The organism is Solwaraspora sp. WMMD406, assembly GCF_029626025.1.
Classification (GTDB): Bacteria; Actinomycetota; Actinomycetes; order Mycobacteriales; family Micromonosporaceae; genus Micromonospora_E.
This window is the reverse complement of record NZ_JARUBF010000001.1, coordinates 2,412,422-2,427,693: the sequence shown is the minus strand read 5'-3', so window position 1 is coordinate 2,427,693 and position 15,272 is coordinate 2,412,422. Positions and strand designations below refer to the sequence as shown.

10 protein-coding genes are annotated in these 15,272 nt (G+C 72.2%); 1 reads left to right on the top strand and 9 read right to left on the bottom strand.

Annotated elements, in window-relative coordinates; translation table 11 throughout:
- Positions 1 to 85: 85 nt before the first annotated feature.
- Entirely contained in the window at positions 86 to 2,128 is a 2,043-nt protein-coding gene (locus O7632_RS11060) for a primary-amine oxidase (RefSeq protein WP_278113734.1), read from the bottom strand.
- Between the two features lie 318 nt (positions 2,129 to 2,446).
- On the opposite strand from O7632_RS11060, the gene O7632_RS11055 reads away from it, so the two are divergent.
- The gene (locus O7632_RS11055; protein ID WP_278113732.1) at positions 2,447 to 3,202 is read left to right on the top strand and encodes a GntR family transcriptional regulator; all 756 of its coding nucleotides are present in this window, start codon (positions 2,447 to 2,449) and stop codon (positions 3,200 to 3,202) included.
- On the opposite strand, the gene O7632_RS11050 is transcribed toward O7632_RS11055, so the two are convergent.
- The 8 genes from O7632_RS11050 to O7632_RS11015 form a co-directional block, all read right to left on the bottom strand.
- Positions 3,138 to 5,666, bottom strand: coding sequence for an FAD-dependent oxidoreductase (locus tag O7632_RS11050; protein WP_278113730.1), 2,529 nt, complete (start codon positions 5,664 to 5,666; stop codon positions 3,138 to 3,140). The two genes, O7632_RS11055 and O7632_RS11050, sit on opposite strands and share 65 nt — an antisense overlap.
- An 81-nt stretch (positions 5,667 to 5,747) precedes the next feature.
- On the bottom strand, positions 5,748 to 7,202 hold the full coding sequence (locus tag O7632_RS11045; protein WP_278113729.1) for an aldehyde dehydrogenase family protein: 1,455 nt from the start codon (positions 7,200 to 7,202) through the stop codon (positions 5,748 to 5,750).
- A gap of 38 nt (positions 7,203 to 7,240) precedes the next feature.
- The gene (locus O7632_RS11040) at positions 7,241 to 8,773 is read right to left on the bottom strand and encodes a glutamine synthetase family protein (RefSeq protein ID WP_278113727.1); all 1,533 of its coding nucleotides are present in this window, start codon (positions 8,771 to 8,773) and stop codon (positions 7,241 to 7,243) included.
- Positions 8,766 to 10,103, bottom strand: coding sequence for an aromatic ring-hydroxylating dioxygenase subunit alpha (locus O7632_RS11035; protein ID WP_278113725.1), 1,338 nt, complete (start codon positions 10,101 to 10,103; stop codon positions 8,766 to 8,768). The genes O7632_RS11040 and O7632_RS11035 overlap by 8 nt, the downstream gene beginning before the upstream one ends.
- Positions 10,104 to 10,242: 139 nt before the next feature.
- Entirely contained in the window at positions 10,243 to 11,562 is a 1,320-nt protein-coding gene (locus O7632_RS11030; RefSeq protein ID WP_278113723.1) for a PLP-dependent aminotransferase family protein, read from the bottom strand.
- Between the two features lie 3 nt (positions 11,563 to 11,565).
- Positions 11,566 to 12,693: an alpha-hydroxy acid oxidase gene (locus O7632_RS11025; RefSeq protein ID WP_278113721.1), complete on the bottom strand. Its 1,128-nt coding sequence runs from the start codon at positions 12,691 to 12,693 to the stop codon at positions 11,566 to 11,568.
- Positions 12,686 to 13,651 (bottom strand): alpha/beta hydrolase, encoded by a 966-nt coding sequence (locus O7632_RS11020; RefSeq protein ID WP_278113719.1) that lies wholly within the window; start codon positions 13,649 to 13,651, stop codon positions 12,686 to 12,688. The genes O7632_RS11025 and O7632_RS11020 overlap by 8 nt, the downstream gene beginning before the upstream one ends.
- 122 nt (positions 13,652 to 13,773) lie before the next feature.
- The gene (locus tag O7632_RS11015) at positions 13,774 to 15,072 is read right to left on the bottom strand and encodes an SGNH/GDSL hydrolase family protein (RefSeq protein ID WP_278113717.1); all 1,299 of its coding nucleotides are present in this window, start codon (positions 15,070 to 15,072) and stop codon (positions 13,774 to 13,776) included.
- Positions 15,073 to 15,272 lie beyond the last annotated feature (200 nt).

The following is a 15,272-nucleotide window of genomic DNA, read 5'->3' as shown; positions in this document are numbered from 1 at the left end:
CGGGTCCGTATCGCCAATGTGAACGTCTGATGTCAGCGGGCGGGGGATCCCCGTTGCCGGCGCGGTGACCGACGCACCGGCCAGGTCAATCGGCCGCTGCCGTGTCTACTGAGGATGAACAACAGGTGCTGCCGGCGGCCGGCCCGGCGGCCGTGGCCGTCGCTATGGCCGGATCCGTCGCCGTCGCCGTCGACGGATCCAGAACGTCCATCGCCGGATTGCGGTCGAAGAACCCGTCCGGCTCCAGGATCATGTGGATCGCGTCCACCGGCATCACCGGCCACTGCTCCGGGCGGGGAAAGTGGTGGGTGCCGAGCACCGGCCACAACACCAGCTCGGTGCCGTCGATCGACCGGTCCCGACGCTGCCAGACATGCACGCCGTCGGAGCCGGGCTCGGCGTGGTTCGGGTACTGCCCGCCGAGGAACCGCTCCCGCTGGTCGTACGGGGTGGCCCACAGGTGCTGGTGGATGAAGGGTGCCCGGCGGGCCATCACCGAGTCCGGTCGGGCGAACGAACGGGTGGTGTTCGGCAGCAGCAGCCGGTACGCGGTCGGTTCGCCGTACCGGTTGGTCTCGGTGGCGCTCTCCACCCGCCAACGCCGCGCGGACGCCGGATCGGTGCGGCGCGCGGCCTGCGACTCGCGCAGCAGCGGGGTCCGCACGTTGCGCACCGCGTTGCCGTACGGGTCGAGCGCCGGATCGGTCTCTCCCTCGGCATGCTCCTCTACGAGGCGGTTGAGCGGTCCGTCCACCGCCATGTCCAGGCGCAGCCCGAAGTAGTGCTGGTGGGTGGGGGTCTGCACGTTCGGCGCGACCACCCGCCCGTAACGGACCTCGTCACCGTCGTCGATCCCGGAGGCCGACAGCATGCCGGTCAGCTTGACCTCCAACTCGATGCGGCCGTCCTGGTAGAGCGACCAGTAGAAGCCGTAGTCGTAGTTGGCCACGGTCTGGAAGTTGGAAATCACCAGCCGCCGGGACCGGCGCACCTGGCTGACCCCGCGCCGAAGGTCGTTGTGCTTCCAGAGGATGCTGTGGTCCTCCTCGTGCATGCAGATCGCGTTCGGGATCGTCACCGGGTCGCCGTCACCGCCGAGGTAGGCGGTGTCGAAGTAGTAGATGACGCCGAGGCAGTCGCAGCCCAGGGCCAGCGAGTTGGTCAGCGGCCCGGCCCCGTACTCGCCCCAGTCGAAGAAGTTCTTGCGGTACTGGGTGGAGTTGGGGTCGAGGTACGGCACGTACATCTCGTTGCAGGCGGCCCGCTTGACCACCGGCCGGCCCTGGAACTCCAGGTCGTGCAGGACCAGTCCTTCCCGGTGGGTGAAACCGACCCGCAGCCGCCAACCCTGCCAGGAGACCTGCCAGCCGTCGACGTCGAAGCTGGGCCCGTCAGGTTGCACCACCTCCAGCGGCTTGAGGCCGGGCCGGGTCGGCCAGGCGTCGGCCTCCAACGGGCCGGCCTCGGCGGAGATCGGCACCATCCCGTGGTCCTCGACGTCGAGAACCTCCATTGTGGCCATGTCGATGATCGGCACCACGCCCTGGACGGGCCGGACGTAGCCGTTGTCGCCCTCGTCGACCCGGTGCCAGACGGTGCCCCAGGTGAGCCGCCGGTCGGCGTAGCGCTCCGGCTCGAAGCCGCCCATCGACTCGGCGTCGATCATCACCAGGGACACGTCGTCGATGCCCCGCTTGGCGAGCACCTCACGGAACAGCGGACTCCGCCGGCAGGCGTGGGCGGCGGCGCGGGCTTCCTCGGAGGTGATGCCGGGCCGGCGCGGATCGAGCGGACGCCAGTCCAGACAGCGGTCGCCGGCCGGCTCCGAGGCGGGCTCGCTGGTCGACCTGACGTCACCGGCCAACGCGACGTCGATCTCCCAGGCGGCACCGACGCTGGCGTCCAGCGCCACCAGTTCCACGCGTACCTCGTCGGCGGACGCCTGACCGGCGACGACCGCACGGGCGTGCGCTTCGTCGAGTGTGGCGCCCCAGAATCGGGTCCGCTCGCCGAGTCGGCCGTCGGCGCGGGCGGCGGCGACCGCGCGGGCGATCTCCGCCGCGTCGAGCGGGTCGAGCGGATGGGTGCGTCGGGTCCGGACGTCTGCGCTGGGGTGGCACGCGCTCACGGTTGCTCCTGTCGCCGTCGCGGGAGGATTCCGATGGCGGCGACGACCCGGAGACGGTGGTCCCACTCGTTCGGTGGGGGCTCGGTGCGGCTCCGGTGCATCGGTGCTTTCGGAAAACTCCCTGGCCAAGGTAGTCTCGGATACTACAGCAGGATCTTTGGATCCAAAACCTGGATCCAAATCGGGTACGTCGGGACCCGCAGCCCCGACGGGCGACTTGCTATCGTGACAGCCACATCGCACCACTGTGGATGTGATGGCAGCTCGCGTCCGATCCGGCCGGCTGCGCCAGACGCCGAACAGACGGGGGCACCGGGCATGCCAGCCAGCTCGACCGAAACCACCAGCAGTGCCCTCGTCGACGCCACCGCGGCCGCCATCCGCGCCCGGATCATGTCCGGCGAGATCCCGATCGGCGCGCAACTGCGCCAGGCCGAACTGGCCAAGATGCTCGGGGTCAGCCGGACCCCGGTCCGCGAGGCGCTGCGCCAGCTGCAGACCGGCGGCCTGATCGAGGTCGTCCCGCACCGGGGCGCGGTGGTCCGGGTGCCGGCCCCCTGGGAGGTCCGGGAGGCCTACGAGGTACGCGCCGAACTGGAGGCACTGGCCTGCGAGCGGGCGGTCAGCCGGATCACCGACGACGTGCTGGACGAGCTGCGCGAGGCCAACTCGTTGCTGCGCCGCACCGAACAGGCGGCCCGGGGCAACATCCCGCACCGGCGGGTCGAGGACGACCCGGGGGTCGCCCGTGCGCGGGTGGCCCTGGCGACGTCGACCAACGCCGCCAACGACCGCTTCCACACCCTGATCCACCAGGTAGCCGGCAACGACTGGCTGGCCCGGGTGATCAAGGAAATCAACGAGGCGTTCCCCCGGAACGTGTCTGCCCTGGTGCTGCAGGACAATCCGCGACACCGCGACGACAACTTCCACGAGCACGAACGGATCATCGAAGCCCTCGTCGCCGAGGACGGGGCGCGGGCGCGCCGCGAGATGCAGGCTCATGTGATCAGCGCGGGGGAACAGTTGGCCCGCTGGTACGAGCGGCGATCGGCGACCGTGTTCCGGGGATGATTCCGCGCACCCCCATCACCGCCGGCGAGAGGAAGTCCAGGTCCGGTCGGGCCTGCCCGGCGGCCAGATCCGCCAGCGCGGCGCCGATCGCCGGGCCGAACTTGAACCCGTGCCCGGAACAGGCCGCCGCCACCAGCACCTGCGGGTGTGCCGGCAACGTGCCGACCGCGAACCGGTTTCCCGGCGCCATCGTGTAGCGACAGGCCACCTCGGCCAGCACCGGCCCGTCGGCCGCCGGCAGGAAGCGGCGGGCCACCGACAGCAGGGTGTCCCGTTCGGCGGCGCTGACCTGGGCGGGCGGCCGGCTCAGGTCGTCGACCGGGCCGTGGTCGAACCCGACCTTCACCGCGTCCGGACCGTAGCCGGGGATGCCGTAGAGCAGGCCGACGCCGGACACCTCGACCGAGAACGGCCCCAACGCCGGCGGGGTCGTCAACGCCGGCACTGAAGATCCGATGTGGATGTTGATGATCCGTACGGCGGTGAGCAGGTCGGCGAAATCCGGGACCAGTTCGGCGGTCCACGGTCCGGCGCAAACGACCAGCCGGTCGGCGAGCAGATTGCCCGCGTCGGTCCGGACCCGGACGCCGGCGCCGTCCGGCACCCAGCCGAGCACCCGGCAGCCGTCGCGGCGGTCCACCCCGGCGGCCTGGCCCAGCCGCGTCAGGGCGGACATCGCGGCGGCGGCGTCGATGATGCCGGCCGCCGGGTCGTGTACGGCGACCATGTCGTCGGCCAGCACCAGGCCGGGCAGGATGCCGGCGGCCTGGTTGGCGTCGACGGTGACACAGCCGGGTCCCCGCAGCCCGCCGCTGGCCCGGGCCGGCCGGGCGTAGAGGCCGCCGACCGTGGTGACCAGCCGGCGTCCCGCCGCCCGCTCCAGGTCTGACCAGGCGGTGTAGGCCCGCTCGATCAGCCCGTCCCAGACCGCCGACGGGTAGGCACGGCGGATCATCCGGGTCCGGCCGTGCGACGAGCCGTCGGTGTGCCCGTCCGGGAACCGGTCGAGCAGGACCACCCGCGCGCCGCGGGCGGCCAACTGCCAGGCGGCGCTCCGCCCGTGCACACCGGCACCGACCACGATCACGTCGGCCCGCGACTCGGCACCGGGCACGACGGCCACGGCCGGCCACGCCGTCGTGGCCACGGCGCGCCGGTCGGTGGCGGCCACCGCCGGGCCAGCCACCGGGGTCGGCCCCGACCCGGCGGCCACGATCGGCGTGACCGGCCGAGCCACCGGGGCAACCGGTGACCCGTTGGTCGCGGTGGCCGCTGGCCGGGAAAGCTGGTCGAGCAGCGCGTCCACCTCCGCCGCCTCGTTGTAGACGTGCACCGAGGCCCGGATCACGGCCGGTAGGCCGCGCCGGCCGAGGTCCCACTGGCCGTGACTGGCCGGAACGGCGACCAGATGGAACCCGGCCGCGCGCAGGTCCCGTACGGTCTCGGCCGGTGGTTGGTCGTCGCGGACGAAGGTGACGATCCCGCCGCCGGCGGCGGGCGGGTCGACCACGGTGATCCCGGGCAGCTCACGAAGCCCGGCCCGCAGCCGGTCGGCGAGCCCGCTGACGTAGCGGGCGATCGGTGCGACGCCGAGCGCGAGGACCTCGCCGAGGGCCGCGCCCAGCCCGAGACGCAACGCGTGCGACGCTTCCCAGGTCTCGTACTGTCGGGCACCGGGCAGCAGGTCGAACTGTTCGTCACCGGTCCACCGGGCCCCTCGTACGTCGGGGGTGAGCGGTCGGGCGATGTCGCGCAGCGCCGGGTCCAGGTAAAGCAGACCGGTGCCGCGCGGTCCGCGCAGGAACTTGCGGCCGGTGGCGACCAGGACGCCGGCGTGCATCCGGCGCACGTCCACCGGCAGCTGGCCGACCGACTGGGTGGCGTCCACCAGCAGCGGTACGCCGCGGGACGCGGCGAGCGCCCCGATCTCGACGACCGGTTCGACAAGCGCCGACGAGGTGGGTACGTGGGCGACGGTGACGAGTGCCGCCGGCTGGCGGAGGGCCTTCTCCAAGGCGGTCAGGTCGACCCCGCCGGTGTCGTCGGTCGGCAGCACCTCCACCGTGATGCCCCGGGTCCGGCGCAGTTCGAGCAGGTGCAGCGCGGAGCTGACGTAGCTGGAGGCCGAGGCGAGGATCCGGTCGCCGGGTCCGAGGCGGAGCGCGTCGATCGCCCGGTGCCAGGCCACGGTGGCGCTTTCCACCAGGGCGATGTCGTCGGCGGCCGCGCCGATCAACTCGCCGGCCCGTCGGTAGACCCGCGCGCTGTGGTCGGCGACGGCTTCGGCGGCTTCGTAGCCGCCGAGGCGCGACTCCAGGCGCAGGTGGTCGATCACGGTGTCGAGCACGGCGAGGCTGGGCAGCGCGGCGCCGGCGGCGTTGAAGTGCCGGGCGAGGGTGGCTCCGGGGGTGGCGGCGCGCAACGCGGCGACATCCAACCCGTTCGGGGATGCGGAGTCTTCCAACGTGGATCCCATCAGTGTTCGGGGCGGTACGCCGGACCGGCCTGGTGCCGCCAGCGGTCCGGCGTACCGCCGTACCGCCGGTCAGAGCGCGACCACGACGCCCTTGCGTTCGCAGTACGAGTGCAGGGCGTCGTCGCCCAGGTCCCGACCCAGACCGGAGTCACCGACCCCGCCGAAGGACAACGCCGGGTCGAAGATGTTGTAGGTGTTGACCCAGACCGTGCCGACCCGCAGCGCGGCGGCCATCCGGTGGGCGCGGGACAGGTCCCGGGTCCACACCCCGGCCGCCAGCCCGTACGCCGTGTCGTTGCCGATCGCGACCGCCTCGTCCTCGTCGTCGAAGGCGATCACGCCGGTCACCGGCCCGAAGATCTCCTCCCGGGCGATGACCATGTCGTTGCGGACCCCGGTGAACAGGGTCGGTTCGACGAAGTAGCCCGGCCGGTCCGGCACACCGCCGCCGACGGCGACCGTCGCGCCCTCCCGGATGCCGGTTTCGATGTAGGACAGCACCTGTTGCCGCTGCTCCTCGGAGACCAGCGGGCCGACGGTCACACCGCCGTCGAGTCCGTTGCCGACCGGCACCCGGCGGGTCGCCTCGGCCAGCCGTTCGGTCATCTCGTCCAGGATGGAACGCTGCACCAGCAGCCGGCTGCCGGCGGTGCACATCTGCCCGGAGTGGCCGAACGACGCCCGCATCGCGGTCAGCACGGCGGCGTCGAGATCGGCATCGGCGAAGACGATGTTCGGGCTCTTGCCGCCCAACTCCAGGGTGAGCCGCTTCATCGTAGGTGCCGCACCGGCCATCACCACCCGGCCCACCTCGGTCGAGCCGGTGAACGACACCTTCGCCACGCCGGGGTGGGCCACCAGCGCCGCGCCGACCTCGCCGTCCCCGGTCAGCACGTTGAACACCCCCGGTGGTACGCCGGCCTCGGCGGCCAGCGCGGCCAGCCGCAGCATGGTCAGCGGGGTCTGCTCGGCCGGCTTGACCACGATGGGACAGCCGGCGGCCAACGCCGGGGCGATCTTGAAGCTGCCGGTCATGATCGGGAAGTTCCACGGCAGGATCAGCGCCGCCACCCCGACCGGTTCCAGTACGGTGTAGACGTGGTGGCCGCCGCCGTCGATCGGCACGACAGTGCCGGTCAGTCGGCTGGTGGCCCCGGCGAAGTGTCGGAAGGCGCGGGCCGACGCGCCGGTGTCGGCGCGGGATCGTTCGATCGGTTTGCCGTTGTCGCGGGTCTCCAGCACCGCCAGCTCTTCGAGATGCGCCTCGATCAGGTCGGCCAGCCGGTGCAGCACCCGGGTGCGTTCCAGCGGGGCCAGTCCGCTCCAGCGCCGGTCGGCGTACGCCCGAGCGGCGGCGGCCACGGCGGCGTCCACGTCGGCGGCGGTCGCCTGGGCGACCCGGCTGATCACCGTGCCGTCCGACGGGTCCCGTACCTCGATCAGGGTGCGCTCCCCCGGCACGATCCACTCGCCGTCGACGTGGTACGGCTCCAGGTCGGCCAGCGGGGCGACGGATGACGGCATCGGGTAGCTCCTTCGAGATCGGGTCGACATGCCCGCGTTCAGATCAGGTCGAAGTACTCGCGCTGCTCCCAGTCGGAGACGTACGCGAGGTAGCGGGCGAACTCACGGCGTTTGAGGGTCAGGTACCAGGAGATCACCGGGTCGCCGAGGGCGGCGGCGAACGCCGGATCGGCGGCCAACGCGGTCACCGCCTCGGCCAGCGAGGCCGGCAGCCGGGGCGCGTCGGCGGCGTACGGATCCTCCACCGCTGGTGGCGGAGCGAGCTGCCGCTCGATCCCGTCCAGGCCGCTGACCAGCTGCGACGCGATGTAGAGGTACGGGTTGGCGGCCGGCTCGCCGCAGCGGTTCTCCAGCCGTACGCCAGTGTCGGAGCCGGCACCGACGGCCCGCACCATGGCCCCTTTGTTGTCGATCCCCCACACCACCCGGTCCGGGGCGAGCGAGAACGGCAGGTAGCGCTTGTAGCCGTTGACCGTCGGGGTGGCGAACGCGGCCGCCGCCCCGGCGTGTTCCAGCAGTCCGGCCAGGTAATGCCCGGCCAGCGGGGAGAGCGCCTCGCCGGGCGCGGTCGGGTCGAAGACCGCCGCGCCGGAGTCGACCGCGCGCAGCGACTGGTGCAGGTGCCAGCCGGTGGAGGCGGTCTCGGCTCCGGCCGGCCGGGACATGAAGGTGGCGTGGTAGCCGTGCCGCCGACAGATCTGCCGGATCGCCGAGCGGGCCAGCAGCACCTGGTCGGCGGCGTCCGCCGCGTCCCCGGCGCTCATGGTGATCTCGAACTGGCTCGGCCCGAACTCCAGTTCGAGGCTGCGCAGCGGCAGGTCGAGCCGGGTCAGGCCGTGGTGCAGCAGCTGGACGATCTCGTCGGCGCGGTCCAGGCCGTCCTCGTGCAGCAGCTGCGCGCCCCGGCTCAGCGGTCGGGTGCCGCTGGGCCGGCCGGGCGCGGTGGGGCGGCCCACCTGGTCGGCGTCGAGGCCGCCGTCGGCGGGACCGTCGGCGGCGAAGACGTGGAACTCCAGCTCGACGCCGACGGTCATCCGGTATCCGGCGGCGGCGAGCCGGTCGAGTTGGCCGCGCAGCAGGCTCCGGCTGCAGAACGGCACCGACGAGCCGTCGGGTAGCCGCAGGTCGCACAGCACCCAGCCGGTCCGCTGCGCCCACGGCAACACCCGGAACGTGGTCGGGTCCGGCACCAGCACGATGTCGCCGGCTCCGGCGAACCCGGTCACCGGAACCTGCGGGTCGGCGGCGAAGACCGGGAACACCGACGCCCCGGACGGGTCCTTGAGCAGCAGCGACGACGGGGCGGTCACCCCCGACCGCAGCGCGGCGCTGGCGGCCGTACGGGTCAGCGTCTTGCCGCGCAGCACGCCGTGCTGGTCGGCGAAGGAGAACCGGATCAGCTCGATGCCGAGTTCGTCGACGACGCGGCGTAGTTGGCCGGCGGCGGCGTACTGGGCGTCGGTCCACAGCTGGTGGCGGTCGATGAAGCCACCCCGGTCGGCGGCGAGCATCGGTAGCGCCCGGTGACCGTCGCCGCCGTCGGCGACGGCGCGTTCGTCGACGCTACGCATCGGCGACCGCCGACCGCGCCGCGGTGGCGGCCCACGGGGAGTCGGCCCGGCGCTGCGCCTCCCGGTCGCGCCAGGTCTGTTCCCAGCCGTCGGTCGGGGCGATGGTGTCGACGGCGAGCGGGCCGGTCAGCGCGGCGGCGGCGGTGTCGTCGGCGGGGCGGGCCGGCAGCGGGTTGCCGGCTTCGACGGCGTCGATCGCGCGCAGCAGCAGCCGGCGGTTGGCGGTGACCGCCCGGTCGGAGACGCCGAGCCGCTCGACGGTCCGGTCCTGGATCGGGCCCATGCTCTCCACCGCCCACTGGTCGTGGACGTTGATGTCCAGACCCATCCCGGTGTAGGTCAGGTCGCGCTGTTCGGCCGGGTCGAAGCCCCAGTTGTTGGCCCGGTTGCGTAGCGGCCGGTAGTCGGGCAGGGAGACCTCGGCGAGCCGCTGGGCGAGCAGCGCCTCCTTGTCGGTCGGCTCGGCGAAGTCGTAGAAGATCATGTACCAGTAGTGGTGGTAATCGTCGATCGGCACGTGCCACTGGCAGAAGACCTTGCTGTTGCCGAAGGGCACCACGAACGCGTTGGGGAAGACCAGGTTCGTGATGCGTACGTGCCGGATCTCGTCAGTGAGCTGCCGCAACGCGTACACCCGCAGGCCGTGTTCGGCCTGTTCGACCTCGATGTCCGGCCGGTAGGCGTCGCCGACCAGTTTGGACAGCTTCTGCCCGGTGCCGGCGACCTCCTCGCTGAACTGCTGCCCGTAGACGTCCCGGGGGTCCGAGTCGATGAACCGGTGCAGGAAGGAGACGTGGCTGGGGTCGATGCCGCCCTCGACGCCCTGCAGCCAGTTGCACTCCCACAGTCCTTTGAAGGCGAAGGTGTATTCGTCGGGGGCCTGGAAGCAGTCGTAGTGCGGCAGCGGCGGCGGGTCGCCCTCGCCGAGGTAGGCGAAGACGACGCCGTTGCGCTCGACGCACGGGTAGCTGGGGATGCGGACCTTGCTGGCGAAGGTGCTGTGCGCCGGCTCCGCCGGCTGCTCCAGGCAGCGCCCGTCCGGGCCGTACAGCCAGCCGTGGTAGAGGCAGCGAAGCCCGCCGTCCTCGTGCCGGCCGTACGCCAGGTCGACGCCCCGGTGGGCGCAGAACCGGCTGACCAGGGCCCAGCCGCCGTCGGCGCGTGTGAACAACACCAGGTCCTCGCCGAGCAGCCGGACCGGCTTGACCTGCCGCTGTGGGTCCAGCTCCGAGACCAAGGCGGCCGGCTGCCAGTACGCCCGCATCAGCCGGCCGAGTGGGGTGCCCGGCCCGGAGCGGGTGATCCGCTCGTTCTCCTCGCGGCGCAGCATGGCACCCCTTCCCTGATCACGGAGGCTGACCACCGATCAGCCCGCCAGGCATCCGATCCAGCTTGCATTGGATCCAATCCTGGCACAGATGTCGGCAGAGCGATAGATGCGGCATCCCCCGATCCGAGATCACCTCGGCTCAGTTCGTCGACGCTCCCGCGCCGCCCCGGGCGAGTTCGTCGGCGACCAAGGCGGCGAGTCGGTCCAGGCCCAGGTCGATCTGGGCCGGCGTGACCGCGCTGATCGACAGGCGTAGCGTGTCGACCGGAACGCGATCGTCGTAGAAGTGCGCCATCGGCGTCCACAGCAACCCGTACTCACGGGCCGAACGGTGCAGCAAGGCGTCGTCGACGACGAAGGGCACCGTGAGCACCAGGAAGAAGCCGCCGGCCGGGACGTTCCACCGTACCGGCGAGTCGGAGCCGAAGCGCCGGGCCAGGCCGGCGACCAGATGGCGTAGATTCCGGGCATATCCGGCCCGCTCCCGCGCCGTGGCCTCCACCAGGCTGCAGCCGTGCTCCAGCAGCGCACCGCCGACCACCGCCTGGGCAAGCGCCGAGGTGTTCACCGTGACCATGCTCTTGATCTTGGCGAGCTGGTCGGCGAGCAGGCCGACAGTGCCGTCCGACGCGGCCACCCGCTGGTCCGCGACCACGTAGCCGACCCGGGCACCGGGCAGCACCGTCTTGGCGAACGAGCCAAGGTAGACCACCCGTCGTGCGGTGTCCAACGCCTTCAGGGTGGGTGGACGCTCGCCGTCGCCAGCGGGGAAGAGTCCGTACGGGTTGTCCTCGACGAGCAGCAGGTCTTCCTCGGCGGCCAGGTCGAGTAGCCGTCGCCGATCAGCGACGGTAAGGCTCACCCCGGACGGGTTGGCGAAGTCCGGCATCACGTAACAGGCGCGCGGGCGCAGGCCCTCGGCCCGGGCCCGGTGCACCTGGGCGCGCAGGTCCGCCAGGTCCACCCCGGCCGGTCCGCTGGCGACCGGCCGCACCGGCAGGTCCAGCAGGCGGGCCGCGCCGGTGAGCCCCACGTACGTGGGCGCCACGGCGAGCAGAACGTCCCGAGGCGAGGACCGCAGTGCCCGCAGGACCAGGAACATCGCCTCCTGGCAGCCGACGGTCACCACGACCGCTTCCTCGTCGACGGCGATCCCCTCGTCGATGGCGAGGTTGCGGGCCACCAGGTGATGCACGATGCCTTTGGTGCGCCCGTATTGGAACAGCGTCCGGTGCATCTGTTCCCGGCTCTGTCCGAGATCGTCGGCGAGGTGCCGACAGAACCGGTCCAGATACCGGTGCAGATCCGCGACGTCGAAGAACTCCTCGTACGGGCGACCAGCGGCCAGCGACACCGCGTCCGGGTAATGCTGGGCCACCTCGTTGAGGAAATTCATCGAATTCAACGCCGGGTCGTCGACCGCCGGATGCAGGTCGGCCAGGAACAGGTCGGCGGTCACCGGTCAGTCCGCCCGGACGGTCCGCAGCTCGCGGGCGGCGGCCGGGTCGGCGCAGCCGGCGAGCGTCAGGGCGTCGCGGAACTCCCCGGCGAGCAGGGACAGCGCCGACTCCGCCCCGGCCCGGCCCCCGGCGGCCAGGGCCCACAGCATCGGCCGGCCCACCAACACGCCGTGCGCGCCGAGGGCCAGGGCCCGCAGCACGTCCGTCCCACTGCGGATGCCGCTGTCCAGCAGCACCTCGCACCGGTCCCCCACCGCCTCGACCACCTCGGGGAGCACGACCGCGCTGGCCGGTGCGCCGTCGAGCTGCCGTCCACCATGGTTGGAGACGATCACGGCATCCGCGCCGGCGTCCGCCGCGAGGGCCGCGTCGCGCGGATCGAGTACACCCTTCACCACCAGCGGCAACGCGGTACGCGCCCGAATCCAATCCAGATCCGTCCAGCTCAGCGCCGGGGCGAAGACCGCTCCCGTGTGCGCGGCGACGGCGGAGACGCCGGGCGTGGCGGCGTGCGCGAGGTTGTCCCGGCCGGTAGGCAGGTTCGCCGCGACCACGTGCGGTGGGATGGCGAACGCGTTGCGGACGTCCCGAAGCCGCCGGCCGAGGATCGGCACGTCAACCGTGACGGCCAACGCGGTGCACCCGGCGGCGTGCGCGCGGTCCAGCAGGTCGGCGACGAGGCCACGGTCACGCAGCCAGTAGATCTGGAACCACACCGCCCCACCGGCAGCGGCGATCCGCTCGATCGGCTCACTACTCAGCGTACTGGCCATGTAGGGCACGCCGGCCGCGCCCGACGCCGCCGCGAGCGCCAGCTCTCCGTCGGGGTCCAGCAGCCGCTGGTACGCCATCGGAGCGACCGCCACCGGCAGGGCCTGGGTGGCACCGAGCAGCCACGCACCCGTACTCGGGGTGTGGACCCCGCGCAGCACCCGGGGTAGCACGGCCACCCGGTCCAACGCGCGGCGATTCGCCGCGAGGGTGGTCTCCGCCCCGCTGCCCCCGTCGACGAAGTCCCACACCTCGGCCGGAAGTACGGCCTGGGCGAGGCGGGCGAAGTCAGCCAGGCTGGCCGGCGCGGGCAGGTCCGCCACGTGCCGGGGTGCCTCCGGCGACGCGGTCTCAGCCATCGACGTGCCTTGCGCCGGACGGCGGTACGGGTGGCGAGCCGAATCGGTCGCGGAGAAAGGCGGCGACCTCGTCCTGTGCCCGCCGGCCGTCGTCGAACGACGCGGGCATGGCGAAGAATCCGTGGATCATGCCGGCGTACCGGCTGAGGGTGGTGGGTACGCCGGCCTCCCGCAGCCGGTGGGCGTACCGCTCCCCCTCCTCGCGCAGCGGGTCGCGCTCGGCCGTGACCACCAACGCCGGGGGGAGACCGCCCAGGTGGGCGGCGAGCAACGGCGAGGCGAGCGGGTCGTAGGCGTCTGCCGGGTCAACGAGGTAGTGGCCGCGATACCAGGCGACCGACCGGCGGTTGAACAGCGTCGGGTCGTCGTCGCCGACCGGGTCGGTGGTCTGGTCGGTGTTCGGGTAGACCAGCACCTGCGCGGCGATCCGGGGGCCGCCGGTCTCCCTGGCCAGGAGGGTGACCGCGGCGGCGAGGTTGCCACCGGCGCTGTCCCCGCCCACCGCGATCCGCTCCGGGTCGGTGCCGAACTCTACCGGGTGCTGCGCGATCCACCGCACGGCGGCGTGACAGTCGTGTACCGCCGCCGGGAAAGGGTGTTCCGGGGCGAGCCGGTAGCCGACCGTGACGACCTGGCAGGGTACGGCGTTGGCGAGCCGGCGGCAGATCCCGTCGGCGGTGTCCACGCTGCCCAACGTCCAGCCGCCGCCGAAGAGGTAGACCAGCGTGGGCAGCGGTCCGGAGCTCGCCGGACGGTGGATCCGCAGCAACAGGTCACCACCGGGACCGGGGACGTGCGTGTCGCGTACCTCGTGCACCTGTTCGACCGCGCCGCCGCCGGCGCGGATCGCGGCGAGGTCGGCGGCTCGGGCCTGCGCCAGGGTCTGGGTGTACAACGGTGGTGTACCGGCCGCCGCACGGGCCGCCCGGTAGGCCGCTACCTGCGGATGTTCGCCCACGTCACGCGCTCCCGTCCGGCCGTGCGGTCCACCAGCACCTGTACGGCGTCAGTCATCGTCGGGTCCCCCATGGATCGAAAGGTGCGGGCGACGGGGATCACCCCGCCGCCCGCACCGTGATGTCACAGACGGAGCAGCCACAGCGGTACGGCGTCCGCCATCGCCTGGTTGCCCGCGTCGTTCGGGTGGATGTGGTCACCCGAGTCGTAGGCGGGCAGCAGCTGGCTGGGCTGTGTCGGGTCGCGCAGCACGGCGTCGAAGTCGAGCAGCCCGTCGAACTCGGCGCTGCCGCGCAGGTAGGCGTTGACCGCCTGCCGGGTGGCCTCCTTCTCCGGCGTCCACACCCCCGGATTGCCGTGCCCCTCGTACGGGGTGAGAGTCGCCACCAGGCTGCGCAGGCCGCGCGCCTGCACCTGCTGGTTGATCTGCCGCAGCGACGAGATGATCGCGTCGGCGGAGGCATCCGACATCCAGATGTCGTTGATGCCCAGGTGGGTGATCACCGTGCGCGCGTCGGTCTGGGAGAACACGTCCTCGTCGAGTCGCGCCACAGCGTTCGGGCCGAGTTCGTGGTACCCGGGGAAGCCACCGGCGCCCGGCTCCGGGCCTTCGTGATTGAGGCGGTTGCCGGCCAGGCTGGCGTTGAGCACGCCCGGGGTGCGTACGTCGGGCCGAGCGGCGATGAGCCGGTCGGCGAGCAGGTCCGGCCAGCGCTTGTTGGCGTTGAGGGTGCTGCCGTTGCCGTCGGCGATCGAGTCGCCGAAGACCACCACCGAGCCGGGGCTGTGCCGACGCTGCACGTCGATCCCGGACAGGAAGAACCAGCAGCAGTTCGGGCGGATCGTGAACCCGGCGCCGTCAGCGGCCGAGGTGAGGTCGTCGGCACCGATGTAGCTGGTCTGCCGGGACGTGCCGTGGAAGGTCACCGGGCCGGTCAGGACCGGGAAGTGCAGTGTCAGGACCAGGTCGGACTGGTCGCCGACCGGGAAGTCGAGCGGGTCGCTGAGCAGTTCGGCGCCCCGGTTCATGGTCGCCGAGGCCGCGCCGCCGAAGGTCAGCTCCCGTAGCGTCGCCGGATCGATGTCGGACAGATCGTCGGGGGTGGTGGTGTTCGGTCGGGCGATGGTCGCGCGCCCGACCAGAACTGCCTGCTCACCGTACATGTTGCTGAGCCGCACCCGGAGCGCGTGTCCGCCGACGGTGGTGCGCACGACCATTCGTACACTCTGGTCGTTGAGGCCGGTGTTGGTCAGGCCGGTCGCGTTGCCTCGGGTGACCGCGGTAGCCCAGCTGGCCGCCCATGTCGTGTTGCCACGCTGGACGGTGTCCGAAGGGCCGGCGCTCGCGACCATCGCCGGGGCGCCCGCCACCAGCAGGACCGCCACAGCGGCGACGACGTGCCATCTCTTCCTGGTCGACATGCTACCTCCATCGTGGCCAGCCCAGGCTGGTGGCCGTTGGTGTCCACTGGTGGCACTCACCTGGGCGATGGACGGAAAGCTAGTGGCGACCGGCGAAGGGCGTCAATCAGCCTGGTCGGCGTGATCAAATGTCCTCCCGATTGGCCGGGACGACGTTCGGCCCTGTGCCGGGTCCGGGCCGACTGCCTACGCTCGCAGTC

Bases quoted from the DNA above. Each gene is read 5' to 3' on its own strand.
- O7632_RS11025 (WP_278113721.1), bottom strand. From the start codon at position 12,693: ATGGCTGAGACCGCGTCGCCGGAGGCACCCCGGCACGTGGCGGACCTG.
- O7632_RS11040 (WP_278113727.1), bottom strand. From the start codon at position 8,773: ATGCGTAGCGTCGACGAACGCGCCGTCGCCGACGGCGGCGACGGTCAC.
- O7632_RS11045 (WP_278113729.1), bottom strand. From the start codon at position 7,202: ATGCCGTCATCCGTCGCCCCGCTGGCCGACCTGGAGCCGTACCACGTC.
- O7632_RS11015 (WP_278113717.1), bottom strand. From the start codon at position 15,072: ATGTCGACCAGGAAGAGATGGCACGTCGTCGCCGCTGTGGCGGTCCTG.
- O7632_RS11055 (WP_278113732.1), top strand. From the start codon at position 2,447: ATGCCAGCCAGCTCGACCGAAACCACCAGCAGTGCCCTCGTCGACGCC.
- O7632_RS11035 (WP_278113725.1), bottom strand. From the start codon at position 10,103: ATGCTGCGCCGCGAGGAGAACGAGCGGATCACCCGCTCCGGGCCGGGC.